The organism is Mucilaginibacter sp., from assembly GCF_036568825.1.
In the GTDB taxonomy this organism is placed as follows: domain Bacteria; phylum Bacteroidota; class Bacteroidia; order Sphingobacteriales; family Sphingobacteriaceae; genus Mucilaginibacter.
Genome location: NZ_DATCRU010000100.1, coordinates 1 through 24,661 on the forward strand (window position 1 = coordinate 1; position 24,661 = coordinate 24,661).

Genomic DNA, 24,661 nt, shown 5'->3' on the forward strand with positions numbered 1-24,661 from the left:
TGGTTTCCCGCCAGTGTTTGCTCTATCAATTCTATATCCGAAAGCTTGCTTTGCATTGTATACACCCTCTCTGACTACCCGTTCGGCGTTTAGGTTACACCTGTTATGTAAATATAACTAGAAACATTATGAATAGTGGCAGTTGCAGCGGCGAGTGGCAGTCAGTCAAATTTATATAATATGCTAAAGATACTAACTGCTACTGCAACTGCCACTGCTACTCAGAACAAGCATGAATTTTTTTTCAGGAACACTGTAACCTCCCCCAAAAACACGTCGTCATAGCTTACAAATACACCGTTAGGGCGGTTTGAAAACGAAAAAATTATTAACTTAAAAAAATAAACACCATGAATAATTTAGATACACCCGAGTTTGGAATGATGACCGGAATAATTATCTGCCTTGGCTTTTTTGCCATGGTCTTCGGTATAGTTTACTTGTACAAACGGGAGAGAATGGCAATGATAGAGCGGGGAATGGATCCACGGAGATACAAACAGCGTTCCGCACCTTACCCAACTTTAAAATGGGCCTTACTACTAATTGGAGCCGGTTTGGGATTGTTGCTTGCTAACATCATCAGTCGTACAGCCCTCAAATCGGATTTTGATGACGATAACGTAGCTATATATTTCTCACTTATAGCAATTTTTGGAGGATTAGGCCTATTTGCTTCTTATCGCACCGAAAAAAAGGAATTGTCGAATAATGAAGGACAGGAATAGTTCTTTTTAGGTAAAAGCTTAAAGGTGAAAGGTTAAGGGTTTGCCCCAGTATCTTTCACCTTTGTTTTTTTAATACCCTTCGCCTTTAACCTTTCGCCCTTCACCTCATCTCAGAGATATCTATCGTCAATCAGCTTCAAATGGTATTGTTCGTGGCCGGCGGTCATATAAATTAAAGCTCTTACCGTTGTAGGATTACCGCTTGCTTTACCACCACGTGATAATTGTTCTTCACTAAGTGAACGGAAAAGGAACATATTCGACTCGCGTGTTGCTTTATACTCATCGGCAAGGCTTTGTATGCTGCGGCTATTAAAGTCTGTATTGTTCACATAAATATCCTGGTCAAAGCCAGGTAATTCGATATTGTTTCTTGAGAAGCAAAGTGCGCGATAAGCAAAAGTGCGTTCGGTATCTATCATGTGACCCAGTACCTGTTTCAGTGTCCATTTACCTTCGGCATAGGAATGCATGGCTTGTTCTTCGCTCAGGTTGCGGAACAGGTCATAGGTGACTTGTTTATTACTCTCCAGCAATTCTAAAACATTTTCATCGGGAACAGAACCAACGTATGCTTGTGCAAACGCAGGGTACTCATTAGGCTGCGGTCTGTGTATCATGGGTTAAGCTTTTTAATACGATGCGGAAGGTGGTACCTTTACCAACCTCGGAGTCTTTAACAAATATTTGTCCATTGTGGTAATTCTCGACAATACGTTTGGTTAACGAAAGGCCGAGCCCCCATCCCCTTTTGCGGGTAGTATAGCCAGGCTGAAAAACGGTATCAAATTTGGAGCGGGGAATACCTTTGCCGGTATCCGAAACATCTATATAAACCTGTTTCTTTGTTTTGCTACCAGATATTTCTACCCTAATGCTGCCTGCATTTTCTATGGCGTTTACCGCATTTTTTAATAGATTTTCAAGTACCCAGTCAAATAATGGAATATTCAATCCGGCACGCAGATAAGGGTTTCCATCAATATTAAAATGGATCTTATTGCTAACGCGGATCTTGAAATAATCCATGAAATCTTTGATTACCTCATACACAGAAAGATCCTCAAGTACCGGCATGGAGCCGATCTTTGAAAACCTGTCGGCTACGATTTCCAGTCGTTGAATATCATTCTCCATCTCGGCAATCAGCGGGTCATCTTCCGCATTGAATTTCTCCTTCATCAATTCAACCCAAGCCATTAATGAGGAAATCGGCGTACCCAATTGATGGGCCGTTTCCTTAGCAAGACCTACCCAAACCTGGTTCTGTTCCGATTTTCGCGAAGTATTAAATGCAGTATAAGCTACCAGCAGGAATATAGCGATAACCGAAAGCTGTATGTATGGAAACACTTTCAACTGGGTTAGCACGAACGAGTCGTGATAATAAACAAACCAGTTAGCACCAAACACTTTAAGCCGGATCGGTTCGTGCTGCTTTTTCATCTGGGCCAATTCAGCTTTAAAGTATCCCGGATCATATACTCTTGGCTTTGTGCCCTTCGGATGCTGTCCCGGCGGTATTTTTATGTATGTTTTGGTAGTATCGAGCCCGCGGGTAGTAATGAAATCGCCCTGGTCATCCACTATAATAGCAGGAACTGTGAGGCTATCACGGACGGTGGACACATATTCCAGGAAGTCATTATCATCCGCAGCGGTGATCTGTTTGATGCTCAAGGCCCATATTTCCGCGCGGGTACGCTCAGAACGTTTGATACTTTTTACCAAATAGCCTGTGTAAAACAAGGAGCCGCTGGCTATGACCACCGCAAAAGCGAGCAATGAATATTTCCAGCGTTTTCTCTGTTGGTATGGGTTCATTTTTTAGTCGGGAAGTCCGGAAGACCGAAAGTCGGTAAGAACGACCAAATACGGAACGCGGAAATCATGCCCAAATTACGTAATTAGTCGGAAAGTCCGAAAGTCCGCGTAAGTCAGCAAGTTGGAAAGTGGGCCTTCTAAGTTTACCCGGCGTAAAATAATGCTAATCCATCTTTCGGACTTATGCGGACTTCCCGACTTCCGGACTAAAACATCTATCTTTGCCCCACAATGTCAGATAAAAAAGTAAGAGTAAGATTTGCCCCAAGCCCTACCGGTGGGCTTCACCTTGGCGGCGTACGTACCGTATTGTTCAATTATCTTTTTGCCAAACAACATAAAGGCGATTTTGTGCTCCGTATAGAGGATACCGACCAGAGCCGTTATGTAAAAGGCGCTGAGGAATACATACTGGAATGCCTGGAATGGTGTGGATTGACTCCTGACGAGAGTCCGGTTGCAGGTGGTCATTATGCACCATACCGCCAAAGCGAACGTAAATCTATCTACCGCGAATATGCCGAGCGTTTGGTCGGGCAAGGCCATGCTTATTATGCTTTTGATACGCCCGAAGAGTTGGAGCGTAACCGCCATGAAATACCTAATTTTCAATATGGTCATGCTTATCGCGATACTTTGCGTAATTCATTATCCATGCCTTTGCATGAGGTCCAGCAGTTGATAGATGCCGGAGAACCACACGTGATCCGTATAAAAATGCCTGAAAATGAGCATATCCATTTTGAAGACATGATACGTGGGCATGTGAGTTTTGATACCAGTCAAAGCGATGATAAAGTATTGTTAAAGGCTGACGGTATGCCTACCTATCACCTGGCAGTAGTGGTTGACGATTACCTAATGAAGATAACCCACGCCTTCCGTGGCGAAGAATGGCTGCCATCAGCACCAGTTCATTTGCTGCTTTGGGAATATCTGGGATGGAAAGCAGACATGCCGCAATGGGCACATCTACCATTAATATTAAAACCAGATGGCCATGGCAAACTAAGCAAGCGCGATGGTGCACGGCTAGGCTTCCCGGTATACGCCATGAATTGGTTCGACGAAAAAACCGGAGAACTAACACCGGGTTTCCGTGAACTGGGATTTTTACCGGAAGCATTTTTAAACCTGCTGGTTATGCTGGGCTGGAATGACGGCACCGATAACGAGATATTTACTTTGGATGAACTAATCGAAAAATTCTCAATTGAAAGAGTAAATAAAGCAGGCGCCAAGTTCGATTTTGAAAAGGCAAAATGGTTCAACGCGGAGTGGATTAAGAGGTCGGAAGGCGGAAGGCTGAAGTCGGATGTATTAAAAATCTTGACAGAAAAAGATGTTCCGGCAAAGGACGATGACTATTTGATTACGGTTATTAACCTGGTAAAAGAACGCTGCACACTGTTGCCTGATTTTTATCATCAATCCTCCTACTTTTTTGAGCAGCCTAAAGAATACGATCTGAACGCCGTAAAGCCTAAATGGACCGAGGCTAAAACAGACTTTTATAAAGCCCTCATTGTCATGCTGACCGAGAGTGAAGCATCTATTGAGGCGCATTCATTCGAAGAACAGTTTAAAAAATTAGCCGAAGAAAAAGGAATCAAAGCGGGCGAACTGATGCTTCCATTCCGTATTATGCTGGTTGGAGGCAAATTTGGCCCGCATGTGTTTGATATTGCAGCCTTATTGGGTAAACAGGAAACGATCAGTCGTATAGAAAAAGCTTTGGTAGGGTTTACCAGTTAACAGCGACTGATTCGCCATAAAATAATAAACCACCCTTGCCATCACGGTAGCCAATCCTGATGGCATTTATTTTTTTATCATCGATCAGGCTTAGCCACTTGCGCGTTTCCGTGGTTGCATTTACAGGAACTTTAAACATTTTATTTATTCCCGATAGCTCAAACACAAGGTAAAAGGTGATATCGCTGCCATCATACAGGTATTTAAGCCGAACGGCATCACCCAAAGTCCGCAGCAAAATATCCGCCCATAATTCATTTAATGCCATCAAAACAAGTTGGTACATACCATCCTTGTTGATCATCCTGATGCCTTGAACGTCGACCTTTATTTCATCCATCAGTCTAATATAAAATAAAAACGCAGGACCGCTCTCACCCGGCCCTGCGATGGTTAGATAGGTTTAGGTTGGGTTAATGTGTGTGCGGATTTGCATAAATAACTCCGGCACGGAGTCACCTTAGTAATCAGTTAATAATCCTCGTTCACGATGGCCCGGCCGGAGTCGTACCTCAATACCCCTAATGCTTATCCAAATTCAATTAGTTTGCACTAATTTTATATAGGATGCAATAACATTCGCATTTCCATAAGCGAATGAAAAATTTTATTTTGCCGGTCTGAAATGAGCTTTTTTAGCAAACCAGTTAAAACCAACGATACTGACGACGAAGTGCAACTGAATAATTACCGCAAAAGCGGTGATGTTGCTGTACTTGGTAAGTTGTTTGAACAATATGTATCTTTAATATACGGTGTTTGCCTAAAATACCTTAAGGATGAGGAGGATGCCAAGGATGCCGTAATGGGCATTTTTGAAGAACTGATTATAAAAGTAAAGCAACACGAGATAAAGCAATTCAGAAGCTGGGTTTATGTATTAAGCCGGAATCATTGTTTAATGAAATTAAGGGCCGGAAAACGGGTTGAAGAAATTTCTTTAGACGAGGTTATGGAATTTACACCTTTTTTGCATCCTGAGGAAAGCAACAGAGAAGAAGCTATGAAAGCTTTGGAGAAATGCATGGAGAAATTGAACCCCGTGCAGAAACAAAGCATCGACTTGTTTTATTTAAAAGAGAAATGCTACAAAGAAATAGCCGAGATAACCGGTTTTACTTTGAATGACGTGAAAAGTTACATCCAGAACGGGAAGCGTAACCTGAAAATATGTTTGGAGAGAAGCAGTGGATAGAGCGGACGACATAATTCAGATCAGGAAGTACCTAAACGGGGAGCTTAATGCCCGTGCTATGCACGAACTGGAACTTCGTGCACTGGATGATCCATTTTTGGCTGATGCACTGGAGGGCTTTGAACATGCCCCGACTGATCAGCAAGCCAATCTGGCCGAACTCACAGATCGCCTGCATCAACGTACCGAAAAGAAAGTAAGAAAAATTATTCCGTGGATACCGTTATCTGCCGCTGCATCGATCTTGATTGTATTGAGTGCTGGTATTTGGTTTTTTGCAAACCGTGGCGATAAGACCGAAGCTAAACGCGTAGTAGCTCAGGATGTGGTTGCAAAGAAGCAGGAAACACCTGCATCTTCTAACTCAGCTGTTGCAGCTGATACCTTAAAAGTTGAAAAAGATAAGTCGATAGCTAAAACTGCAGCTCCAGAAGCCAAGGCAGCCAGGGTAGTCAAAATAAACCCGAAAGCAACTGCTCAATATAATAAAGCAACGGAGCTGAATGAGTCCGCCCCTGTAGTATCTGATGAGTCTGTTGCAAAGGCCAATGCACCGGCCGCTGTAGACCAATCAGCGAATTCTGATAAACTAAAGGATGTGTATGAATACGGATATGCCAGCCCAAAAAAAGACTCGATAGGCGCAAACGATATGCTGGTTAGCGATATATCTAAGAAAAAGGCTAGCACTTCTGCCGCTAAACACAAGGGCTTACCATCGACGGCAACCTTATTACAGAGTCGTGTAGACGGTGTAAATGTGAATCCGGATGACAGCCATACCATTACCGGTACTGTTGTAGGCGATGGCGGAATGCCAATTACGGGCGCAACGGTAAAGGTACAGGGCCGTAATTTTGGTGCGGTTACCGATGCTAACGGGAAATTCACATTGCAGGACGTACCTAAGGGACAAACAATTTCGGTAAACTATATCGGCTACAGCGGAAAAAAGGTAAAAGCTGACCAGGATTCCATGCGTATCAGTTTAGACCCTGCCAACAGCTCATTAGCTGAAGTAGTGGTAACTAAAGAAACAGAAACCACTGCGCAGAACGCCCATCCCCGCGATGGCTGGAAGTCATACAATGATTACCTGGATAAAAATGCGCAATCGCCCGATGGCAAAACAGGGAAGGAAAAAGTATCCTTTACCGTTGCGCCAGATGGCAGCCTCAGCCAATTTAAGGTGGTAAAAAGCCTGAGTGCCGATGCTGATAAAAAAGCAATTGCGTTAATAAGTGCCGGCCCGGCCTGGGTTGGCAATGCTGATGGGAAGGCTAAAGAGGTGACGGTGACGGTGAAGTTTCATTAAGATATTCCTTCAAATTTTATAGCGATGGGTTTCAAACCCATCGCTATAAAAATTATTATATTGCTTTCTAAATAAACCTTATGCCTCAAAGTTTTTCATCTCTATGGGTACACTTGATTTGGTCTACCAAAAACCGTGAACCGATTTTAACTCCCGATCTAAAAAGTGAAGTCTTCGCTGCGATTAAAGTGATTGCAAATGATTTTGAAATATACCTGGATTGTATCGGCGGTATAGAAGATCATGTTCATTTATTAATCAGGTTAAGGACAGATCAATCTATCGCAGACGTTGTGAAAACAATAAAAGGAAATTCATGGGAACAGTTTAAAGATGATCCCGAAAAATATGTTTCGTGGCAAGATGGCTTTGCCGCGTTTACGGTTAGTCCTGATAACGTATGGAAGGTCAGAAATTACATCCACAATCAGGAAAGCCATCATCGTGATAAAAGTTTCAGCGATGAATTAAAAGATATTAAAACCGGTTCAAGGATAAAATAAATTTGTTTATCCTAAATAGCGACGGGTTTCAAACCCATCGCTATTTAGGATGAGGAACTACCTCAATTGCCCTTCTTCTTATCCGCAAAATCAAACACCTTCTGCAATAACGGTGTCGATCTCGCAGCCGGCAAATTCTGGCGTATTTTTAATTCTTCCTGGGCAATCTCAACAAATAAACCGTCGATGGTTTTTTGTGTTGCATAGTCACTGATATCCGGATTAAGGTGCTTTACAAATGGTAATTTATTGTATTCACCTGCGGCGGTGCCGTAGTATTTGGTAGCCCCAACTTTATCAAGACTAACTTTTATTGTCGGTTTAAACTTTGCAGCCAATGCAGCGCTCGTGGTCTTTTTAAAATATTGAGTTGCCGCATCCTGCTTGCCTAATAAAATGCCTGACACATCCTGGATGGTCATCTTTTTGATGGCATCAATAAATATTGGCTTAGCATCTTTAACAGCATCTTCGGCAGCACGATTTAGAGACAGGATCACGTTATCGCAAAGTTTATTCATACCCATACCACGTAAGGTCTTTTCAACCTTTTGTGCTTCGGGTGGGAAAAGTATTTTGACAGCTGCGTTTCCAAAGAAGCCGTTTACGGCAGATAGTTGATCGGAGCTCTTGGTTGTACCCTGCTCTAAAGCTTGTTTAAGGGCATTACCTATATCAATGTTCGAGGGGATAATTTGCGGATAAAGACCAGCTTCAGGGGTGGGTTTGTAAGTATCAAAACTGCTTAAACTGACAGCAACGATTAGCAGGGGCAACAAAATAAATGCTCTTTTCATAGGATTTTAATTAAACGTTCGCCGTAAAATTAACCTATTGCCCGCAGTAAGGCAAATACTCCTGCAGCAATAAGTCCCGAAACGGGTATGGTTATTATCCATGCCCAAACCAAGTTGATGGTTACCCCCCAGCGTACGGCAGAGAGTCGTTTGGTTAAACCCACACCGATAATAGAGCCAGTTATAGTATGGGTAGTCGAAACCGGAATACCAAAATGTTCAGTAAAAAATAAGGTGATTGCTCCTGCAGTTTCGGCACTTACACCCTCCAATGGAGTGATTTTAGTGATGCGCGCGCCCATAGTCTTAACGATCTTCCAGCCGCCCGACAGCGTACCCAAAGCAATGGCTGTGTAGCATGCCAGGGGTATCCAGTCGGGCATGTGACTGCCTGAAGGGATTACTTTAGCAGCAATTAAGGCTACGTAAATAATACCCATTACTTTTTGTGCATCATTGCCGCCGTGAGCGAAGCTTAATGCCGCAGATGATAATAACTGTAATCTCTTGAACCACTTTTCGGCTGTAGAGGGCCTTGAATTTTTGCTTAAGTGCAATACAATAATGGTTACAATATAGGCTATAATTAATCCAATAAATGGCGCCAGAACAATATAAGCAACGATTTTTAAAATGTAGCCCATATTAACGGCAGTCATTGGATGCGCGCCCATATACAAAGCGTTAGTAATGCCGGCTCCTGCAAAACCACCGATCAGGGTGTGTGATGAACTGGATGGAATGCCAAACCACCAGGTGATCAAATTCCAGCTGATAGAGGCAATAAGGCCGGCCAGAAGCACCGGTATGGTAACAAAATGTTCAACAACAATTTTGGATACTGTATTGGCTACTTTATGGTCTTTAATAAAGAAAAATACGATGAAATTGAAGGCAGCTGCCCAAAGGACAGCCTGAAAAGGACTTAATACTTTTGTAGAAACTATGGTAGCAATGGAATTGGCTGCATCATGGAAGCCATTTGTATAATCAAATAATAACGCCAGGCAAATTACTACAACCAGTGATGAGGTGACCATTCAGCGAAATTAGGCGTTTTTAACTAATATTGATTCCATTACATTGGCGGCATCCTCGCAACGGTCAGTAGCTGTTTCCAGCGCTGCTAGTATCTCCTTATATTTTATTAAACGGATAGCATCTTTTTCATACAGGAACAGGTCGGCAACAGCGCGATCAAACACATAATCAGCCTGGTTCTCAACACTGTTTATGCGTATGCATGAGTCGGCTATGTTCCTTACGTTTTTCAAGTCCTTTAATTCACGTACGGCTTTTTCCAGGTCAAACGATGCTTGAAGGATCAGGTCGCATAGTTTGCGGATATGATCATTATAATCATCAATCTGGTACAAGCTCATACGGTTGGCAGAACCCTGTATAAAATCAGCCACATCATCAATAGCAGTTGCCAGGGAGTGGATATCTTCCCGGTCGAAGGGTGTGATAAAGTTTTTACCCAACTCCAGGTAAATCTGGTGGGTTAGCTCGTCACCTTTGTTTTCTAATTTGTCAATCTGTTTAAAAAGCTCCTCCCGTTTAATAGCATCATCAGAGTTAACCGCTTCTACAAGGGCATTGGACATAGCAACTACGTTGTTTGCTGCCTGCTCAAATAATGGAAAGAATATTTTTTTGTCTTTCGGAACAAAATACTGGAAGATGCTATTTAGTGACATTTTATATTTATTAGGGTCTTAAAACACCTGTTATATTAAATTTTTGCAAAGGTAATGTTTGCAATGTTAACATAATGTTAACTCTTTAGGGCCGGAATTACCGGAAACGGCAGTCCCTGTTTCGACTTTTGCAGTGTAAAACCAAAGGTCGATCCCAAGCCATCCGTACTCCTTACATTGATGGTTTGGTCATGTGCCTCAATGATATGCTTCACGATTGCCAGACCAAGTCCGGAGCCGCCAATCTGTCTTGAGCGGCTGGTATCTGTCCTGAAAAAGCGCTCAAACAAACGCGGCAGATATTTTTCTTCAATACCTATGCCATCGTCGGTCACCTCGACCAATACCTGGTCATGAAGCTCAAACAAGCTTACGGAAGTGCTGCCCTCTTCTTTACCATACTTAAATGAGTTGTCGATCAGGTTGACCAACACCTGCCTGATCTTCTCCCTGTCGGCACTTACCAGTATCGGCTCGTCATATTTTTGCTTAAAGACCAGCTTGATCTTATGCTCTTTTGCCTTCAATTCAAGCGATTCAAATACCTCTTTGATCAGATCATTGATCTTAAACTTGCTGTAATTGATAGGCATTTCGCCTGTTTCCAACTTGGATATTTCATCAAGGTCCTTAATCAGGTAACTTAACCGGTCCACATTCTTCGATGCCTTCTCAAGGAATTGCCTGGCCATTTCGGTATCCTCAAATTCATCATCCATAATAGCATCGATGTAGCCTTGTATGGCAAACAAAGGAGTTTTGAATTCGTGTGAAATGTTCGACAAAAAATCGCGCCTGAATTTTTCCTGCTTGCGTAACTCGTCTATTTCCGATTTTTTCTGACGCGCCCACTCCTGTACTTCGTGCTCCACATCATTGATCGGGTCAGCACTTACATGTTCGCCCAGTGCATCGCGCAGGTCGCGGCCAAGCTTCAGGTTATGAATTAGCTTGTAAATGATCTTGATCTTGGAATAGATGTATTTTTCGAGCAGAATATAAAAGGTGACAAAGCTGATAAGCAACGTTAAACCGAAGGTAACGGACATATCATACCAGCTATGCTTAAAGTAATAATTGACCGCCGAGACGGTGATAGCAACCGCCAAAGCGTTTATAAAAACAAGTACACGCAATTTCATACTAGTAAAGTTACAATTTGTATGCTATTACGTGCTCTGTATAAGCGTAAGTTGATATTAAATTATGATTAATTATTTACTGGCAGACACATCTATGGTAATAGTTACGTCGTTTGACATCACCATGCTTTTACCGCCAACTCCGTAATCGGTACGTTTTATTTTAAATGAGCCTTTAAAATTGGCAGTACCGCCATTTTCGGTGTAGGTAAAAGGAACCTGCACCTGGTTGGTTTTGTCCTTTATGGTCAGATTGAAAGTGCCCGTATAATTGTTTCCGCCGTTATGCCTGATAGAGACCGATTTCATTTTAATCTCCGGGTATTTATCCACGTCAAAAAAATCCTCGCTTTTCAGGTGGCTATCACGGCTATCGTTATCTGTATTGATGGTGTTTGCCTGAACGGAAGCTTCTATCGAGCTTGAATCTAAATGCTCCGGATCAAAATTTATATCAGCTTTGAGACCGCTAAAGCTGCCGCCAACATTTATTCCAAGGTTTTTAATTTGGAAGGTAATCGCTGATTTGGTAATGGTTTGTTTGGTTATGTAGGTAAAAGCGAAACAAGAGAAGATTGCCAGTAAAAAGATGGCAGATATTTTTTTCATATTGTTATATAAACGATGGTTCAAACATAATAATATGTGAACTATTATTTTCATGAAGAGATTTACGAAGTTTTTAAAACTTCGTAAATCTTAAAATCGAAGGGCTTCTAAAACTCTACATGTGCCCGGAAGCCAAACACATTAACCGGTCCCCGGTCAGCGTTGTAAGCCGGGTGTAGGATGAATTGGTAATCAGGCGATAGCCATATTTTTTTCTGATAGGCATTCACTTTATAGTAAAACTCCGCTATCATTTCGGGCGAGTAATTCAGCTTGCCGTCACCAATGATAAAGCCGTATCCGCCGGCAGCAAGGTAATCCCGGTGATCCGGCGAGATGCCGTTACCAACAAATGCCAGACCTGCTTCATCATCCGGACGTTTCCAGGACGAGCCTTTTAGCACTGCGCCAAAGCTTACGGAACGGTCTATTTCTGTAAAGAACCAGGTTTCGGTATGGCCATCGTTATAGCTGGCTTTGGCAAATACACCGAAATCCTTGGTCAGATATTGATCTGCATTGATACCAAAACCATATTTATGCCGGCCGTAGGCTTGTGTCGAATCTACCACTGGCGCTGTTGGATTTTGGTTGATCGCATCCCGGTAGTTACCAAATTTACCATTGTTCAAAAAGCCCAAAAGGCGTATTGAACCTTTTTGCCCGGATAGCGAATAACGTTTTTCAAATTCGAGTGTTTGCGTATTGGCTTTGCCTATTTTGGCATCCCATGTAGATGAATTTTCTCGGGTAACACTCAAGGTAAATGCGAAACGTAATGTCCAGTCGGGTTGGCCTAATTCAGCCACGCTTCCAAATACATAACCGCGTGTATTTGCAGGATAATCCCAGGCACCGTTATCCATCAACGACCAGTTCATAAACTGAGCTCTCGGATCATGACTAAATGCATTTGCATCGAAGAAATCTGCCATGCCGAATTTGCCGACGGTAATTGAAAAATAACGTTTGCTTTTTAAACCGGGTAATTGATTTACATCATCTTCAATGGTATCTTTTTCTTTACCCCATTCAAAGTTTTGTCTGAAATATAATCGGGCAATATAAATTTTGTTCTGAACGCCACCTACCCTGAAGGTCTCGCCATTTGGGAAACCGGCCACCCCTAAGGTTTGACTCAGGCCAGAACCACCTGATATTTCCGGGTTAAAAAAAGCCTCAGCACCTTTCCATAAACGGGCAGCACCAAATAGTGTTGAGGTGATGGAACTCTCCGTCTCCTGATTTGTAATTAAGCTATTTTGGCCGCTATATGGCGCACTAAATTCTGGTTTATATTGAGTAATGATAGTTTGCTGAAAGTGTAAACTAAAACGTTTAGCTGTATCCTGCGCAAAAGTAACGCCGGTAACTCCAGCCAGAAATAATTGGATAAGTATTAGTTTTCTCATGCGTTTGGCGAAAATATGTTTTCAGTTTTAAGGTAATGTTAACTATTTCAGTTAGTTAATTTATTAGGCAAATCTAATGATAAATTTAGATAAGTCTAAAATTTATTTAAAATGAACCTAAATTATATATAGCTATACAATTTCGCTGCAAAGAAAGTTTATAAAACCATGCAATGGTATTGCATTATTGAACGCAGTTTTCACAGATGCCTTTAACGATGAGATTCATTTCGGTAGTTGAAAAACCGCTTGGGAGAGTAATATCGGGGATTTTATGATCGGACAGGCAAAATGTTTCTTTACAAGAATTACAATAAAAATGAACATGCATGTCGTGATGCTCATGAGTAGTGCAATCTTCTACGCATAGTGCATATTTGGGTGTACCGGTACCATTTTCAATACTATGTATCAGTCCGTTTTGTTCGAAAGTTTTTAATGTGCGATAGATAGTAATTCGGTCGGCAGTCTCCAGGCTTTTTTCGATATCACTCAGGCTGATGGCAGATGTTTGCTGCAAAAGCAACTCCAGCACCAGGATACGCATGGCAGTAGGATTGATCTTTTTGGATGCCAGTTTCTGTTCAACCTGTGCTTTCATCACATACAAAGCTACGCGTTTTGCTTTTGTATGTAAGTTCCTGCTTCGCCAAAAAACTGCTGCAGGTATTGCTCCATAAATAGGTGACGTTGTTCAGCCAAATTTTTACCGGTTCCGGTATTCATTTTATCTTTTAATAACAAAAGCTTTTCATAGAAGTGATTGATGCTAGGCGTTGCATTGTTCTTATATTCCTCTTTAGTCATATTAAGTTTAGGCTCAATTTCCGGGTTGAATATCTCCCTGCCCTTAAAACCGCCATAGCTGAAAGCCCTTGCAATACCGATTGCGCCGATAGCATCCAGGCGGTCGGCGTCTTGAACAATTTCTAATTCTTTTGAGCGAAATGTTTTCTGATCAAATCCGGATTTGAAAGATATATTCCGGATGATTTGTTGCACATGAATTATTATAACATCATCAATGTTCAATTCTCTGAGAAAATCGCCTGCTGTTTTTGGCCCGATCTCCTCATCGCCATTATGAAATTTGCTGTCAGCAATATCATGCAGTAATGCTGCCAGCTCAACAACAAGCATGTCGGCCTCTTCGTCCTCAGCTATGCGATGTGCATTAAGCCAGACACGATGAATATGCCACCAATCATGCCCCCCTTCAGCATTTTCTAAAGTTTTGCGAACAAAATCACGGGTTTTTTGAATGATCAGGGTTTGTTCCATAAATATAAAAATGAACCGTAAATATATGGGAAGGCAGAATCAAGAAACAAGAGCCAGGAATCAAGATAAAAAATTAGAAAGTCTTGACTCTTGCTTTTTGGCTCTTGACTCTCTCTTAATCGATGCTATATTTCACTTCAATTGCCGGTAACAACGTCACATTATCCAACGGCACCTGGTTGGTTGACAGGATAGGTTTTTTCTTCAAATAAAAATTATATACCCCTTTCTGCGGCGATGGCGTAGTTGCCGCGGGAGGATTGAAACCAACAGCAAATGAAAGTATAAAATCATGTGATTTTTCATTATCGGGCACCACCCAATGATGGTTGGATTTTCTCAATGCTTCGATCAGCGGCGGAGCTAAAATGGCATCATCGGCGTAATATATCACCAGTTTTTGAATGGTTCCCTTCTGATCGGCAGAGAATTTGAATATTACCGTTCCGGTTGCTTTGCTTTTGATGATCTCTGGTGACACTACAATGCTATCCTTAAAAAACTGCGTCATAGCCGCGCTGCCTCCCTGGAACGGGAAAGCCAGCTGCTGCTGCGCCATACAATAGCTCGAAATAATCAGGGTAACAGCTAATAATAGGATCTTCTTCATGTATTTTAAATAACGAATATCGGATTTCGAATGTCGAATATCGAAGTAAAACGATTGCACTTCAATATTCATTATTTAACATTCGGTGTTCGACATTATCTAAACGTCCTTCGGCTCCCTTTTGCTGCCTTCGTACAATTCATATTCCAACAGGCGGCAATCAAGTTTACCATTATAAAATTCAATGCGGCGGTTAGCCTTTAATCCGATTCTTTTTGCTAAATCAGGGTTGCCGGTAAAAATATAACCGCGATAGCCCAGGCATTTCTGCTTCATAAAATCGCCCATGCGTTTATATGTCGCCTCCAGTTTGGTATGCGTGCCTAAACGCTCGCCATATTCCGGGTTGAACATAATTACGCCGGGCTCATCGGGTACTATCGTGTCCGCAAAGTCACAAACGTTAAAATCTATCAAATGTTCTACGCCGGCTGTTTTTGCATTTTTCTGGGCAATGTCAACGGCATCAGCTGACAGGTCGGTTGCAATAATCTTAAAGTTAAGCGTTTTCCTGGCTTTATCTTTCAACTTACGGCGCTCAGTAAAAAACACTTCCTCCTCATATCCCATGATATGCATAAAGCCATAGTTCATCCTGAAAAATCCCGGACTTTTATCTGTTGCCAGCAAAGCCGCTTCGATAGCTAAGGTCCCAGACCCACACATGGGATTAATAAATGTGCTATTTTTATCCCAATTGGTAGCCATTATGGTGGACGCTGCCAAAGCTTCCAGCATAGGCGCTTTACCGGGAATCTTACGGTAACTGTGCTTGGCTAAAGTTTCGCCGGAAGTATCCAAAAACACTTCAGCCTTATCATCCTGCCAGTACAGGTGGACCACCGTTTTATTCTGCTCAGGACCGGAATTTGGCCGGATGCCTTTTTTATCTTTTATCCGGTCAACAATAGCATCCTTCACCTTTACATTCGCAAAAAGCGGGGTGGTGATATGCTCGTTATTAACATTTGAGGTCACCGAAAAGTAGCCTGTAAAATCGATCAGTTTTTCCCATTCTATTGCGACTAACTGCTCATACAATTGCTGCGGATTGGCAGCTGTAAAGCTATTAAGTAAGTACAAAACCTGGCTGGCGCAACGCAGATTGAGGTTCAATGCAATGCAATCATTCACAGTGCCTTTCAACTCAACACCGGTTTGAAAAACACGTACCGGTTTAAAGCCCAGCGCTTCGATCTCGCTTTGCAAATAGGGGGATAACCTTTTATTGCAGGTAACTATGATTTTACTCTCGGTGTGGAAAACTTGCATAATAAGTTGGCGAATTTATGAATTAAATACCCGTGATTTTATTTCTGAACCATTAACTTTACATTTTAATTTTTAAGAAGATATGGAAATTAAGGGTAAAGTACACGAAGTATCACCTACCGCCCAGGTAACTGAATCACTGAAGAAAAGAGAACTGATTGTTGAATACATAGAAAACCCTCAGTATCCTGAATATTTGAAATTTGAAGCTATACAGGACCGTTGCAACCTGCTGGATAACCTGCGCGTTGGCGACGATATAGAGGTTTTCTTTAACCTGAAGGGCCGCCCATGGACTGACAAAACGGGTAAAAAAACCTATTTTAACTCATTACAGTTATGGAAAGTGAACGTATTAAGCGGCGCTAACAACAACACCGTGCCTGAATACGCACCACAGGTTGATATCAGCTCAGCACCTGACGAGGATGATCTTCCGTTTTAAGAAGTTTGCAGTTGCCCGTTGGCAGTTTGCATAGAAAATAAAAAAGAGCTCTGTGAAACATAGGGCTCTTTTTTATTGTAGTTGATTTAACAGAATTATCGGAATTTAATCCATAAACTTGCACGCTCTGTAATTGGCTTTTTATTTCAACCAAAATGATCATCTTAACCTTTTTTCTGTGCCACTGGTTTCTGTCGCTGTTCTTCCAGACGTTCTTCCAGCACCGTTATGCGTCGCACAAAATGTTTAAGATGACCCCGTTTTGGGAGAAAACATTTTACTTCTGTACCTTCATTTTCCAGGGTTCATCATTTCTGAACCCACGTGCGTATGCCATTATGCACCGTATGCATCATGCCTACAGTGATACCGAAAAAGACCCGCATTCGCCGCATTTTATTAAGGATGTATTTGGGTTGATGATGAAGACCAAAAGAATCTACCTCGATTACCAGAGATATAAAACGGAACCCGAGCCGCAATTCCGCGACCGCTATCCGACATGGGGATGGATAGATGCAATTGGCGATAAATTAATTACGCGCATTTCATTTGGAGTATTGTATACCATCTTTTATATAGTTTATGCAACACATTGGTGGATGTTTTTACTGCTGCCCATACATTACCTGATGGGACCGATACACGGTGCTATAGTTAATTGGTGCGGCCATAAATACGGTTATTCCAATTTTAACAATGACGACCATAGTAAGAATACACTACCGTTTGATTTTTTCATGATGGGCGAATTGTTCCAGAACAATCATCACAAAAAGCCGAACGATGCGAACTTTGCCAAACGCTGGTTTGAGTTTGACCCGTCCTATGTGATCATCAGAGCGCTTCATGCTTTGAGGATCATTAAATTGAGAAAGGTCCAGTAGATGTCTGGTAGAGACGCGATGCATCGCGTCTCTACGTCAATTTCTTTTCTCCCGAAACCGGGTAAAGAAGGCAAGCGCGGTAACGCATAATATAAATCCGCATAAGCAGCTTAGTCGCAGACCCTGGTCATTCCCCGGATCTTTTCCATATACTGTAAGAAAAGCAAAAGCAGCTATACCGAGGGTTTGCCCCATTTTAACGAACAAATATTTTACGGCAAAGAACATCCCTTCGCGGTTTTCGCCCGTTACTTCGGACTCGTGCTGAGCTATTTCAGCTAAAATGGCATTTGGCAAAATGCCCAAAGCAGCCAGTGGAAACGAGGTGCAAAGCACCAACGCATAAGCTTGCAAATAAGGCGACACGGGAAACTTCCCCAAAAAATACATTGCAATAAAAACCATGCTCTGCAAGCCAAACGCAAACAGTACCAAAGGCTTTTTACCTATTCGGTTTGACAAATAATTGATAAGAGGATAAAAAACCAGCGACAAAACCACCATAGCGCCCATTAATGCACCACCGATTGATTCAGGAAGATTAAGTAGTACAGTAACAAAATAAAGCATGCCGCTTGATATGACACTCAGCGACATGTAGAACGAAAAGTCTGAAATGAGATAGTATTTAAAGTTAGCATTGCTAAAGGTTTTCTTTATTGCTGAGAAGATCGGCAGATGTGAAGGTTTGCTGACAGAATATTTTTTCTCATCAATAGCAAATACTGGTATGAGCATTACGATGCCCGCAATTGCGGCTAAACCCCAGATGGTATATTGTACCGACTGATCGCGATTGGTTATGTGAAATAAATACTCAACAGCATCCGCGTAATTGTTTACTGATGCAGCGATGATAATACCCAATACAAAGCCGGCCTGCTGAAACGAGGATAGCTTTACTTTTTCTTCTGCGGTCTCAGTTAGTTCGGGTAATAAGGCATTGTAAGGGATAATATATGCAGTTACACTCATGAAAAATAAAGTCATGGTAATGGCCAGCCATGCGGCATTGGTGCCGCTCTCCTTCATTTCGAGCGGGTAAAAAGTAAGACAGCAAAATATAACTGCCGGTACAATGGCCCATTTCATAAACGGTATGCGGCGGCCTTTTGGATTTTTGCTTTTATCGCTGAGTGAGGCGATGAATGGATCAAATAGTGCATCAACAAAACGCCCTGAGGCTGCGATAATAGAAAGGATATTCACTACCCCAAAAAGTAACAACTGAGGAACAAGCGGCTTTAATCCTGCATTGGATGGAGGCAGGTAAAAATAAGGCAACATCACGATCAAAAGGTTCGTCATGATGCTCCAGCCTACCATTCCACAGGCATAGGCTATCTCTTTGCTCAAAGGTAGTTTTGCAGCAGGCATTTACTGCAAGATGCGAAATATTTTTGGCTGAAGCGTTGGCAAAGAAACCAACAATCAAATGTTTTTCCGGTAGACTACAAAGCCTGATTTCTCAGCTACCTTGTCGTAAAGCGCCATAGCGGTCGAGTTGGTTTCATGCGTTTGCCAGTATACGCGCCGCGAACCGGCCAGTCGTGCCTGCTCATAAACTTCGTTGATCAAAGCTCTTGCGACACCCTTACCGCGCGCTGATTCTGTTGTAAACAAATCTTGCAAGTAACAATTTGGACCGATAGCAATGGTTGACCGGTGAAAAATATAATGGGTTAAACCGATTAATTTTCCTTCGCTTTCGGCAACCAGCGCATGGACTGGTTCATAACCATCGAAAAATCGGCCCCAGGTCATTTTGATAATTTCTTCAGGTAGTGCAGTTGGTCCTGAACGGCCATAAAAAGCATTATAACCTGCCCATAAAGGAAGCCATTGATCGTAATCTTCGCGGGTTACAGGGCGAATAGTGAAGCTGAGAGACATTTTGCAAATGAAATTGATGCAAAATGCGAATTATTGTTTACAACTTGCTTAGTTATGTATTTTGCGTATATCCGCACAAAAATAGCCTATAACTGTTCCAAGTAGCGTTCCTGTGACACAATTGTCTATAAATCCCAAAAACCGTGCGGTTAGAACTCCGGCAAAAACGACGACCATATTTAATATCTCAAATCCGTATTTGCCACTCATAAATCGCCTTAAAGACCTTTCGTTATCTAACCATTCTTTTGCATGCCCTATTTTGAAATCAATTTCGGTTTTGGGTAAAGGTTTTTGTTCCATTGTGATTAAGATTATATTATACTAATCTACAACTTATTAAATGTAAATTTTCTGTAGAAGAATTTGATAGATTTGTAAAAATGAATGATATGCCTGAACTTATAGTTAATGATTTAATACAACACAATTCTTTAAAAGAATGGATAGTATTTAAAAGGGAACATGTATTAGAAAACTACAAAACGGTATTTGGAGAACGAGGGATAACAGGACTTGGCAAAGCACTTGTAATTTACCAAAGCAGCACGTGGCACGAAATTAAAAGATATTATCAGTATGTCGGAGTTTTAATGTATACACCATATTTGACTACGCTATCAATGAAAATTATCGAAGTCACAGATATGAATGAATTTTTAGATGGATATAAAAATCTGAAGGATATAAGCTGGAAAGAAGCAGATTTAAAGCAGGTAGGTGATATTGCCCAACAGATTCTAGATGATAAAAACAAAATATTAGCGTCAGTGCGACTGGAAAAAGTTCTGTAAAGCAATTCGCCCAATCCTTCCTAAAAAACGATTACACATTTTTACTCTACAACCCCGAATAATAATCATACCCCTGCTCAGCCCAATAATCACGCGGACGGCTATTACTGAACGTAATAATACCTATACGTTTCAGGTTTTTGATACCATATTTAACCGGGATGATCAGCCTTAAAGGTTGTCCGTGATTGCCGTTCAATAGCTCGTCGTTCATTTGATAAGCCAGTAAAGTTTGCGGGTGAATAGCGCTTGGCATATCAATACCTACGTAATATTGCTTGTCAGGAGTTTCAAGGCCAACATAACCCATCTTCGCCTCAGCATCAAGGTTATAATGCTTTATAAAATCGCGAAAGCTTACCCCTTGCCAGTGTGATATTTGGTCCCAGCCTTCAACACATTTAAAGTCGTAAGTTATTTCTGTTTTGGGGAGTTGCATCAATTCGTCCAGGGTGATCTGTAAAGTTTCTCCATTGGCTTTCTTCACTTGCAGCTTCCAGTTCTCGGGCGGTAATTTACCTGCTGATCCGATATCGCTGTTATGGCGTATCTTTTTGGCTGCCATTTCACGCGGGTAGGTCTTCACCAGGTGATTTTCATTAAAGGTCAATCGCCTGAAGAAAAGCTCGGTTTTATTTAATGCCTTGCGCAAAGGCTTATGAGCACCTGCGGTTATCCCGGCTGTTTCATCTGGTGATTTATAAAGCCAACGCCATCCACCATAAGCCGCAGCAGCGTAGGCGCCAAAAATGGTAAAGGAGATGAAGTTTCTACGCTTTATCTTTTGCTCGGTGGTCAGTTCTTTCTCAGGCTTTTTCATCTTCATTATTACTTTCGATAACGGGTTGGGGCCGTTCGTTTACTACTTCAAAACCAGATATAACTGAGCGAAAATTGTTCCATCCTGCAAGAATTACCTGGATGACATGTACCAGGAAGAATAGAACGTATCCAATAGTCAGCACAAAATGCCATATCCGGGCTAAATGATATCCGCCGCAAAGCCAGCAAAGCCAGTTGAATTGCACGGGCTTGTAAATGGCCAGTCCTGTAACCAATGAACCAAAACCCATGATGATGATGGCGGTGTAAGCAATTCGTTGTGCTGCATTATATTTATTCTGCGGCGGCGCAGTTTTGCGTATGTGCAGATCATGCAATACTACCAACCATGCTTCTTTAAATGAATGCTTATTCGGTACCAAATGCCTCCATTCGCCGGAGATAATAGTGTATAGCACATAGAAAAATCCGTTCAACGCAAAGAACCACATAAACAGAAAATGAAAGGCCATACCTTCGGCCAGGCGTTGCGGTATATGCAGCCAATTATAATACCAATCCGGGAAGAAACGCACGTAAGTATGCCCGAATAGTGTAATGCTATACTCGTCATTTGCCCAGTAGATCAGCATCCCGCTCCATATCATAATGGCGAGTATCGGGAAGTTGACCCAGTGGGTCCACCGCATTACCAAAGGGTGCTTTTCTTTGATGATTTTCATTTGTTGGTTCTTGGTTCAACTATAGCGATGGGTTTTAAACCCATCGCTATAGTTGAGACATTATTTAGCGTTAGCACTCAAATTTGACGGAAATTGCGCTTTAGTAGCACCGGTAATTTCACCGTTTGACGCATTCTGAACAAAGCCGATCAGCTCAAATTTCTGCGGATCAAAACCGTGCGATAAAGCTATGCTTTCAGTGCCGTTTGCATTGCTTTTAAAAGCAATAGTTTTCAATTGGGTCACAATTTGAACGTGCGATAAAGTACGTCCACTGTTTTCGCCGCTCTGAACTTTGGTGGTCGCGTTTTTTTCAATCATGGCGATCAATAAATTCGAGCCGCTGGCAGCGCCTGTCACATGATACTGAACATTTGCTTTATCTCCTTCAATCTTGATATTGCTCAGGCTGAGTTCTGTTTTAGCTGAGTTTTCCAATCCAGTTTTTATGGCATTTCGCAAGCTCTTTTCGTCCGAGCCCACAAATTCTGTATGGCCATTAACAATAACCTGCGGCGTATACACTTCTGATTTTATCCATTTGCTGTACTGGTATTGGCGGCTGGAGTAATCATGGCTGCTGAAAACGTCCTTCCACCCCAATCGGTTCCAATAGTCTACATGAAATGCTAATATGTAAACGGGTTTATCGGCGCTTTCTTTTTGTACCCTCGCCACTAATGCGTCAGCAGGCGGACAGCTTGAACAGCCTTCGGAAGTAAATAATTCCACTACAACAAAGCCTTTGCCTATTGCAGGTACGCTGATATCTTTATTTTTTATGGTGATAAATGCCTCGGTCAGCAAGCCAGTCAAACCAAGACAGATCAATGCGATAAATATTCTGAACGATCTCATTTTTTTATATTTAAATTCATTTACGGATTTAGTCGCTCTGTGATTTGGTTCCTTACAATAAATTTAAATCTTTTTTACCTACGGCAGACAAAATATTTCTGCGTGTAACTTGTAAGGACCGAATCAGGCCCACGACTAAACGGTATAACCATCAGCATAAATGATCACTAAAACTCACCAGATTGAACCCCGGAACTGGGTAGCCACACACGCCGATTACCTATATGCCTATGCTATTGCCCGCATAAACGACGAAGAACAAGCAAAAGACCTTGTGCAGGACACTTTTTTAGCAGCGCTGCAAAAGGTAGATAAGTTTGAAGGCAAAAGCTCCGAACGTACCTGGCTTACTGCGATATTGAAGTATAAAATTATTGATGTTTACCGAAAGAAATCCTCCGGCCTGGTGGTGAATGCCGATGTGCAGCGGGCGGAACAAGAGGAATCTGATTTTTTTGAACCTGAATATGGCCACTGGACAAGGGAACATGCGCCCGTGGCATTTGGTATTGATGACCACGACCCGGTAGTGAACAAGGAATTCAACAGCATCCTGCAAAAGTGTATGCAAAAGCTGCCTGCGCTTTGGCTCTCCATTTTTACAATGAAGCACATGGATGACCAGTCGACCGACGTGATCTGTTCCGAACTAAAAGTAACCCAATCCAATTTTTGGGTGATCATCCATCGTACAAAACTTAACCTGAGGGCCTGCCTTCAAAAAAACTGGATCTGATTATGGGAACGCTAAAGAAAATTCAAAACAATTGCCACAAGGCCACTTTCCTGATCGAGAAGAGGCTTATTGGGCATATTACCCTGCGCGAGAAAATAGAACTAAAGATACACCTGTTTGGATGCGGGATATGCCGCACCTATCAAAGGCAAACCATCAAGATCAGCCAAATGGTTCGCCAGTTGTTTAGTGATTCGGCCAATTCAGAAAAGCACCTGGATGATACCTTTAAAAAGAATCTGCAGGACAGGATCGAAAATGAATTAGATAAAAATTAACGTTTAGATAGCGCAACTTTTACTCCCATTAATATAAAAGTGATCCCAGAAAAGCGGTTAAGCCAGGTATTGGCCCGTTTGCTGTTGCTTAACTTTTTTGAAAATGCCGATGCAAATAAAGTGAGGATCAATAGCCATGTCAGCCCTAATATAGCATAAGTAATTCCTAAGAAAATAAATGGCGCTGGGCTGCTGATGTATTCCCTTTTAATAAATTGAGGAAAGAATGCCAGCACAAACAAAGCCACTTTTGGGTTCAATACATTATTGATTACGCCGGATATAAAGTTTTGCTTGCCCGTTTTGTTATTGGTTTGAACTGCCTGAACATCGATAATGTTTTCTTTTGATATCAATTTCGATACACCCAAATAGAGCAGGTAAGCTGCACCGAAATATTTTAACACAGTAAATGCAAGTACCGATTTTGCTACTATCAGCGAAAGCCCAAGCGCAGCAAATACGGTATGAACCAGTACGCCTGTATTGATACCCATAGTGGCGTAAATTCCTGCCCGTTTGCCTTGTGCGATAGATTTGTTTAAAATGAATATGGTATCCAAGCCGGGTGTCAGCACAAAGATGGTTGCTGCTATCACGAAAGTCAGAAAATTCTCAATGCCAATTGATTGTAACATAGAGGCAAAAGTAAAGCCAGAGACGCCGAAAATAAAATTAAAATTTCTTGTAAGGTTTGTTTGGGTTGATCTACTAACCAGGAAAAGTATAAGAAACTAAAAACAACAGTATGAAATCAATTTCAAAAGTAGTTATGGCTGCCGTAGTTGCAGTATGCTTCACCATCAGCGCTCAGGCATCAGTAAAAGGTTTGCCCGTCGATACAGGTAAGATGTCCAAAATGAAAATGAGCAAGATGGATCACAAGGACAAGAAAATGGATAAGATGAAGAAAGGCAAGATGGTAAAAGATACAACCAAAAAAATGTAAGTTGTTTTTTGTTTTGACGAGAGGGGGGATTTATCCAGTGATGGTCGGAAGAATATTCCGGCCATTTATTATGTTTTAAAGAGCAAGCCTGGATCGCCGCCACATTGTACAACGATAAGGGCTATTGCCAAATCTCTTACTTCCATTGCAAAGCGCCTTTTGGCGGTTTTATA

General features: G+C 41.8%; 31 protein-coding genes. 11 read left to right on the top strand and 20 right to left on the bottom strand.

Annotation, left to right across the window (positions count from 1 at the left end):
* Window positions 1-350: 350 nt before the first annotated feature.
* Window positions 351-728: a DUF6249 domain-containing protein gene (locus VIM89_RS22205; RefSeq protein ID WP_488158386.1), complete on the top strand. Its 378-nt coding sequence runs from the start codon at window positions 351-353 to the stop codon at window positions 726-728.
* A 110-nt stretch (window positions 729-838) separates the two neighbouring features.
* Here VIM89_RS22205 and VIM89_RS22210 read toward each other — a convergent pair whose 3' ends face one another.
* Together VIM89_RS22210 and VIM89_RS22215 are read right to left on the bottom strand one after the other, a co-directional pair.
* Complete coding sequence (locus tag VIM89_RS22210) at window positions 839-1,348, bottom strand: DinB family protein (protein ID WP_488158387.1); 510 nt, start codon at window positions 1,346-1,348, stop codon at window positions 839-841.
* Complete coding sequence (locus tag VIM89_RS22215; protein WP_488158388.1) at window positions 1,326-2,552, bottom strand: sensor histidine kinase; 1,227 nt, start codon at window positions 2,550-2,552, stop codon at window positions 1,326-1,328. Before VIM89_RS22215 ends, VIM89_RS22210 begins: the two co-directional genes overlap by 23 nt.
* Before the next feature lie 231 nt (window positions 2,553-2,783).
* Here VIM89_RS22215 and gltX point away from each other — a divergent pair, with 231 nt between their 5' ends.
* Window positions 2,784-4,307: a glutamate--tRNA ligase gene (gene gltX / locus VIM89_RS22220; protein ID WP_488158389.1), complete on the top strand. Its 1,524-nt coding sequence runs from the start codon at window positions 2,784-2,786 to the stop codon at window positions 4,305-4,307.
* Here gltX and VIM89_RS22225 read toward each other — a convergent pair.
* On the bottom strand, window positions 4,297-4,647 hold the full coding sequence (locus VIM89_RS22225; RefSeq protein ID WP_488158390.1) for a hypothetical protein: 351 nt from the start codon (window positions 4,645-4,647) through the stop codon (window positions 4,297-4,299). The genes gltX and VIM89_RS22225 overlap by 11 nt on opposite strands.
* Window positions 4,648-4,932: 285 nt before the next feature.
* Here VIM89_RS22225 and VIM89_RS22230 point away from each other — a divergent pair, with 285 nt between their 5' ends.
* The 3 genes from VIM89_RS22230 (at window position 4,933) to tnpA (ending at window position 7,320) form a co-directional block, all read left to right on the top strand.
* Window positions 4,933-5,502 carry an RNA polymerase sigma factor gene (locus VIM89_RS22230; RefSeq protein ID WP_488158391.1) on the top strand — a complete coding sequence of 190 codons (570 nt, stop codon included), beginning with the start codon at window positions 4,933-4,935 and terminating at the stop codon, window positions 5,500-5,502.
* Entirely contained in the window at window positions 5,495-6,817 is a 1,323-nt protein-coding gene (locus VIM89_RS22235; protein WP_488158392.1) for a carboxypeptidase-like regulatory domain-containing protein, read from the top strand. The genes VIM89_RS22230 and VIM89_RS22235 overlap by 8 nt, the downstream gene beginning before the upstream one ends.
* 80 nt (window positions 6,818-6,897) lie before the next feature.
* Window positions 6,898-7,320 carry an IS200/IS605 family transposase gene (gene tnpA, locus VIM89_RS22240; RefSeq protein ID WP_488158393.1) on the top strand — a complete coding sequence of 141 codons (423 nt, stop codon included), beginning with the start codon at window positions 6,898-6,900 and terminating at the stop codon, window positions 7,318-7,320.
* A 62-nt stretch (window positions 7,321-7,382) separates the two neighbouring features.
* On the opposite strand, the gene VIM89_RS22245 is transcribed toward tnpA, so the two are convergent.
* The 10 genes from VIM89_RS22245 to VIM89_RS22290 form a co-directional block, all read right to left on the bottom strand.
* On the bottom strand, window positions 7,383-8,117 hold the full coding sequence (locus tag VIM89_RS22245; RefSeq protein WP_488158394.1) for a DUF4197 domain-containing protein: 735 nt from the start codon (window positions 8,115-8,117) through the stop codon (window positions 7,383-7,385).
* 29 nt (window positions 8,118-8,146) lie between these two features.
* Window positions 8,147-9,157: an anion permease gene (locus VIM89_RS22250; RefSeq protein WP_488158395.1), complete on the bottom strand. Its 1,011-nt coding sequence runs from the start codon at window positions 9,155-9,157 to the stop codon at window positions 8,147-8,149.
* A 9-nt stretch (window positions 9,158-9,166) separates the two neighbouring features.
* Window positions 9,167-9,817, bottom strand: a complete 651-nt coding sequence (locus tag VIM89_RS22255; protein WP_488158396.1) for a DUF47 domain-containing protein — start codon at window positions 9,815-9,817, stop codon at window positions 9,167-9,169.
* Between the two features lie 77 nt (window positions 9,818-9,894).
* Window positions 9,895-10,959, bottom strand: a complete 1,065-nt coding sequence (locus tag VIM89_RS22260; RefSeq protein WP_488158397.1) for a sensor histidine kinase — start codon at window positions 10,957-10,959, stop codon at window positions 9,895-9,897.
* Between the two features lie 72 nt (window positions 10,960-11,031).
* Complete coding sequence (locus VIM89_RS22265) at window positions 11,032-11,568, bottom strand: YceI family protein (RefSeq protein WP_488158398.1); 537 nt, start codon at window positions 11,566-11,568, stop codon at window positions 11,032-11,034.
* 107 nt (window positions 11,569-11,675) lie between these two features.
* Window positions 11,676-12,980: a carbohydrate porin gene (locus VIM89_RS22270; RefSeq protein WP_488158399.1), complete on the bottom strand. Its 1,305-nt coding sequence runs from the start codon at window positions 12,978-12,980 to the stop codon at window positions 11,676-11,678.
* Window positions 12,981-13,164: 184 nt separating this feature from the next.
* A complete protein-coding gene (locus tag VIM89_RS22275) occupies window positions 13,165-13,581 on the bottom strand; it encodes a Fur family transcriptional regulator (RefSeq protein WP_488158400.1) in 417 nt (138 codons plus the stop codon).
* An 11-nt stretch (window positions 13,582-13,592) separates the two neighbouring features.
* Window positions 13,593-14,261, bottom strand: a complete 669-nt coding sequence (locus tag VIM89_RS22280) for an HD domain-containing protein (RefSeq protein WP_488158401.1) — start codon at window positions 14,259-14,261, stop codon at window positions 13,593-13,595.
* Window positions 14,262-14,376: 115 nt separating this feature from the next.
* The gene (locus tag VIM89_RS22285; protein ID WP_488158402.1) at window positions 14,377-14,871 is read right to left on the bottom strand and encodes a hypothetical protein; all 495 of its coding nucleotides are present in this window, start codon (window positions 14,869-14,871) and stop codon (window positions 14,377-14,379) included.
* A 99-nt stretch (window positions 14,872-14,970) separates the two neighbouring features.
* Complete coding sequence (locus VIM89_RS22290; RefSeq protein ID WP_488158403.1) at window positions 14,971-16,143, bottom strand: THUMP domain-containing class I SAM-dependent RNA methyltransferase; 1,173 nt, start codon at window positions 16,141-16,143, stop codon at window positions 14,971-14,973.
* 82 nt (window positions 16,144-16,225) lie between these two features.
* Between VIM89_RS22290 and VIM89_RS22295 the strand changes: the two genes are divergently transcribed.
* Both VIM89_RS22295 and VIM89_RS22300 read left to right on the top strand, forming a co-directional pair.
* Entirely contained in the window at window positions 16,226-16,588 is a 363-nt protein-coding gene (locus tag VIM89_RS22295) for a DUF3127 domain-containing protein (protein WP_488158404.1), read from the top strand.
* 155 nt (window positions 16,589-16,743) lie between these two features.
* The gene (locus tag VIM89_RS22300; RefSeq protein ID WP_488158405.1) at window positions 16,744-17,475 is read left to right on the top strand and encodes an acyl-CoA desaturase; all 732 of its coding nucleotides are present in this window, start codon (window positions 16,744-16,746) and stop codon (window positions 17,473-17,475) included.
* Between the two features lie 36 nt (window positions 17,476-17,511).
* Here the strand turns inward: VIM89_RS22300 and VIM89_RS22305 are convergent, their stop codons facing one another.
* From VIM89_RS22305 to VIM89_RS22315, 3 genes are read right to left on the bottom strand one after another with little or no spacing between them, the layout of a single operon-like run.
* Window positions 17,512-18,852, bottom strand: coding sequence for an MFS transporter (locus VIM89_RS22305; protein ID WP_488158406.1), 1,341 nt, complete (start codon window positions 18,850-18,852; stop codon window positions 17,512-17,514).
* Window positions 18,853-18,906: 54 nt separating this feature from the next.
* On the bottom strand, window positions 18,907-19,368 hold the full coding sequence (locus VIM89_RS22310) for an N-acetyltransferase family protein (protein ID WP_488158407.1): 462 nt from the start codon (window positions 19,366-19,368) through the stop codon (window positions 18,907-18,909).
* 48 nt (window positions 19,369-19,416) lie between these two features.
* Window positions 19,417-19,671 carry a hypothetical protein gene (locus VIM89_RS22315; protein ID WP_488158408.1) on the bottom strand — a complete coding sequence of 85 codons (255 nt, stop codon included), beginning with the start codon at window positions 19,669-19,671 and terminating at the stop codon, window positions 19,417-19,419.
* Between the two features lie 89 nt (window positions 19,672-19,760).
* Between VIM89_RS22315 and VIM89_RS22320 the strand changes: the two genes are divergently transcribed.
* Window positions 19,761-20,162 (top strand): hypothetical protein, encoded by a 402-nt coding sequence (locus VIM89_RS22320; RefSeq protein WP_488158409.1) that lies wholly within the window; start codon window positions 19,761-19,763, stop codon window positions 20,160-20,162.
* Between the two features lie 46 nt (window positions 20,163-20,208).
* On the opposite strand, the gene VIM89_RS22325 is transcribed toward VIM89_RS22320, so the two are convergent.
* Genes VIM89_RS22325 through VIM89_RS22335 form a run of 3 tightly spaced genes read right to left on the bottom strand, consistent with a single transcriptional unit; the run spans window position 20,209 to window position 22,525 of the window.
* Complete coding sequence (locus tag VIM89_RS22325) at window positions 20,209-20,988, bottom strand: molybdopterin-dependent oxidoreductase (protein ID WP_488158410.1); 780 nt, start codon at window positions 20,986-20,988, stop codon at window positions 20,209-20,211.
* Window positions 20,969-21,667 (bottom strand): cytochrome b/b6 domain-containing protein, encoded by a 699-nt coding sequence (locus tag VIM89_RS22330; protein ID WP_488158411.1) that lies wholly within the window; start codon window positions 21,665-21,667, stop codon window positions 20,969-20,971. The genes VIM89_RS22325 and VIM89_RS22330 overlap by 20 nt, the downstream gene beginning before the upstream one ends.
* Before the next feature lie 60 nt (window positions 21,668-21,727).
* Window positions 21,728-22,525, bottom strand: coding sequence for a DUF1223 domain-containing protein (locus tag VIM89_RS22335; protein ID WP_488158412.1), 798 nt, complete (start codon window positions 22,523-22,525; stop codon window positions 21,728-21,730).
* A gap of 160 nt (window positions 22,526-22,685) precedes the next feature.
* On the opposite strand from VIM89_RS22335, the gene VIM89_RS22340 reads away from it, so the two are divergent.
* Both VIM89_RS22340 and VIM89_RS22345 read left to right on the top strand, forming a co-directional pair.
* A complete protein-coding gene (locus VIM89_RS22340; protein WP_488158413.1) occupies window positions 22,686-23,261 on the top strand; it encodes a sigma-70 family RNA polymerase sigma factor in 576 nt (191 codons plus the stop codon).
* Window positions 23,262-23,263: 2 nt separating this feature from the next.
* Window positions 23,264-23,539, top strand: coding sequence for a hypothetical protein (locus tag VIM89_RS22345; protein WP_488158414.1), 276 nt, complete (start codon window positions 23,264-23,266; stop codon window positions 23,537-23,539).
* Here VIM89_RS22345 and VIM89_RS22350 read toward each other — a convergent pair.
* Window positions 23,536-24,177: a LysE family translocator gene (locus VIM89_RS22350; RefSeq protein ID WP_488158415.1), complete on the bottom strand. Its 642-nt coding sequence runs from the start codon at window positions 24,175-24,177 to the stop codon at window positions 23,536-23,538. The genes VIM89_RS22345 and VIM89_RS22350 overlap by 4 nt on opposite strands.
* 110 nt (window positions 24,178-24,287) lie before the next feature.
* Here VIM89_RS22350 and VIM89_RS22355 point away from each other — a divergent pair, with 110 nt between their 5' ends.
* Window positions 24,288-24,488 (top strand): hypothetical protein, encoded by a 201-nt coding sequence (locus VIM89_RS22355; RefSeq protein ID WP_488158416.1) that lies wholly within the window; start codon window positions 24,288-24,290, stop codon window positions 24,486-24,488.
* Window positions 24,489-24,661 lie beyond the last annotated feature (173 nt).

What these genes read in the sequence shown, in the direction of transcription:
- VIM89_RS22355 (WP_488158416.1), top strand. Translation starts at nt 24,288, where the DNA reads ATGAAATCAATTTCAAAAGTAGTTATGGCTGCCGTAGTTGCAGTATGC.
- VIM89_RS22335 (WP_488158412.1), bottom strand. Translation starts at nt 22,525, where the DNA reads ATGAGATCGTTCAGAATATTTATCGCATTGATCTGTCTTGGTTTGACT.
- VIM89_RS22305 (WP_488158406.1), bottom strand. Translation starts at nt 18,852, where the DNA reads ATGCCTGCTGCAAAACTACCTTTGAGCAAAGAGATAGCCTATGCCTGT.
- VIM89_RS22290 (WP_488158403.1), bottom strand. Translation starts at nt 16,143, where the DNA reads ATGCAAGTTTTCCACACCGAGAGTAAAATCATAGTTACCTGCAATAAA.
- VIM89_RS22255 (WP_488158396.1), bottom strand. Translation starts at nt 9,817, where the DNA reads ATGTCACTAAATAGCATCTTCCAGTATTTTGTTCCGAAAGACAAAAAA.
- VIM89_RS22265 (WP_488158398.1), bottom strand. Translation starts at nt 11,568, where the DNA reads ATGAAAAAAATATCTGCCATCTTTTTACTGGCAATCTTCTCTTGTTTC.
- VIM89_RS22205 (WP_488158386.1), top strand. Translation starts at nt 351, where the DNA reads ATGAATAATTTAGATACACCCGAGTTTGGAATGATGACCGGAATAATT.
- VIM89_RS22325 (WP_488158410.1), bottom strand. Translation starts at nt 20,988, where the DNA reads ATGAAGATGAAAAAGCCTGAGAAAGAACTGACCACCGAGCAAAAGATA.
- VIM89_RS22275 (WP_488158400.1), bottom strand. Translation starts at nt 13,581, where the DNA reads ATGAAAGCACAGGTTGAACAGAAACTGGCATCCAAAAAGATCAATCCT.
- VIM89_RS22230 (WP_488158391.1), top strand. Translation starts at nt 4,933, where the DNA reads ATGAGCTTTTTTAGCAAACCAGTTAAAACCAACGATACTGACGACGAA.
- VIM89_RS22270 (WP_488158399.1), bottom strand. Translation starts at nt 12,980, where the DNA reads ATGAGAAAACTAATACTTATCCAATTATTTCTGGCTGGAGTTACCGGC.
- VIM89_RS22250 (WP_488158395.1), bottom strand. Translation starts at nt 9,157, where the DNA reads ATGGTCACCTCATCACTGGTTGTAGTAATTTGCCTGGCGTTATTATTT.
- tnpA (WP_488158393.1), top strand. Translation starts at nt 6,898, where the DNA reads ATGCCTCAAAGTTTTTCATCTCTATGGGTACACTTGATTTGGTCTACC.
- VIM89_RS22310 (WP_488158407.1), bottom strand. Translation starts at nt 19,368, where the DNA reads ATGTCTCTCAGCTTCACTATTCGCCCTGTAACCCGCGAAGATTACGAT.
- VIM89_RS22280 (WP_488158401.1), bottom strand. Translation starts at nt 14,261, where the DNA reads ATGGAACAAACCCTGATCATTCAAAAAACCCGTGATTTTGTTCGCAAA.
- VIM89_RS22340 (WP_488158413.1), top strand. Translation starts at nt 22,686, where the DNA reads ATGATCACTAAAACTCACCAGATTGAACCCCGGAACTGGGTAGCCACA.
- VIM89_RS22330 (WP_488158411.1), bottom strand. Translation starts at nt 21,667, where the DNA reads ATGAAAATCATCAAAGAAAAGCACCCTTTGGTAATGCGGTGGACCCAC.
- VIM89_RS22215 (WP_488158388.1), bottom strand. Translation starts at nt 2,552, where the DNA reads ATGAACCCATACCAACAGAGAAAACGCTGGAAATATTCATTGCTCGCT.
- VIM89_RS22300 (WP_488158405.1), top strand. Translation starts at nt 16,744, where the DNA reads ATGATCATCTTAACCTTTTTTCTGTGCCACTGGTTTCTGTCGCTGTTC.
- VIM89_RS22315 (WP_488158408.1), bottom strand. Translation starts at nt 19,671, where the DNA reads ATGGAACAAAAACCTTTACCCAAAACCGAAATTGATTTCAAAATAGGG.
- VIM89_RS22245 (WP_488158394.1), bottom strand. Translation starts at nt 8,117, where the DNA reads ATGAAAAGAGCATTTATTTTGTTGCCCCTGCTAATCGTTGCTGTCAGT.
- VIM89_RS22345 (WP_488158414.1), top strand. Translation starts at nt 23,264, where the DNA reads ATGGGAACGCTAAAGAAAATTCAAAACAATTGCCACAAGGCCACTTTC.
- gltX (WP_488158389.1), top strand. Translation starts at nt 2,784, where the DNA reads ATGTCAGATAAAAAAGTAAGAGTAAGATTTGCCCCAAGCCCTACCGGT.
- VIM89_RS22320 (WP_488158409.1), top strand. Translation starts at nt 19,761, where the DNA reads ATGCCTGAACTTATAGTTAATGATTTAATACAACACAATTCTTTAAAA.
- VIM89_RS22260 (WP_488158397.1), bottom strand. Translation starts at nt 10,959, where the DNA reads ATGAAATTGCGTGTACTTGTTTTTATAAACGCTTTGGCGGTTGCTATC.
- VIM89_RS22225 (WP_488158390.1), bottom strand. Translation starts at nt 4,647, where the DNA reads ATGGATGAAATAAAGGTCGACGTTCAAGGCATCAGGATGATCAACAAG.
- VIM89_RS22210 (WP_488158387.1), bottom strand. Translation starts at nt 1,348, where the DNA reads ATGATACACAGACCGCAGCCTAATGAGTACCCTGCGTTTGCACAAGCA.
- VIM89_RS22295 (WP_488158404.1), top strand. Translation starts at nt 16,226, where the DNA reads ATGGAAATTAAGGGTAAAGTACACGAAGTATCACCTACCGCCCAGGTA.
- VIM89_RS22285 (WP_488158402.1), bottom strand. Translation starts at nt 14,871, where the DNA reads ATGAAGAAGATCCTATTATTAGCTGTTACCCTGATTATTTCGAGCTAT.
- VIM89_RS22350 (WP_488158415.1), bottom strand. Translation starts at nt 24,177, where the DNA reads ATGTTACAATCAATTGGCATTGAGAATTTTCTGACTTTCGTGATAGCA.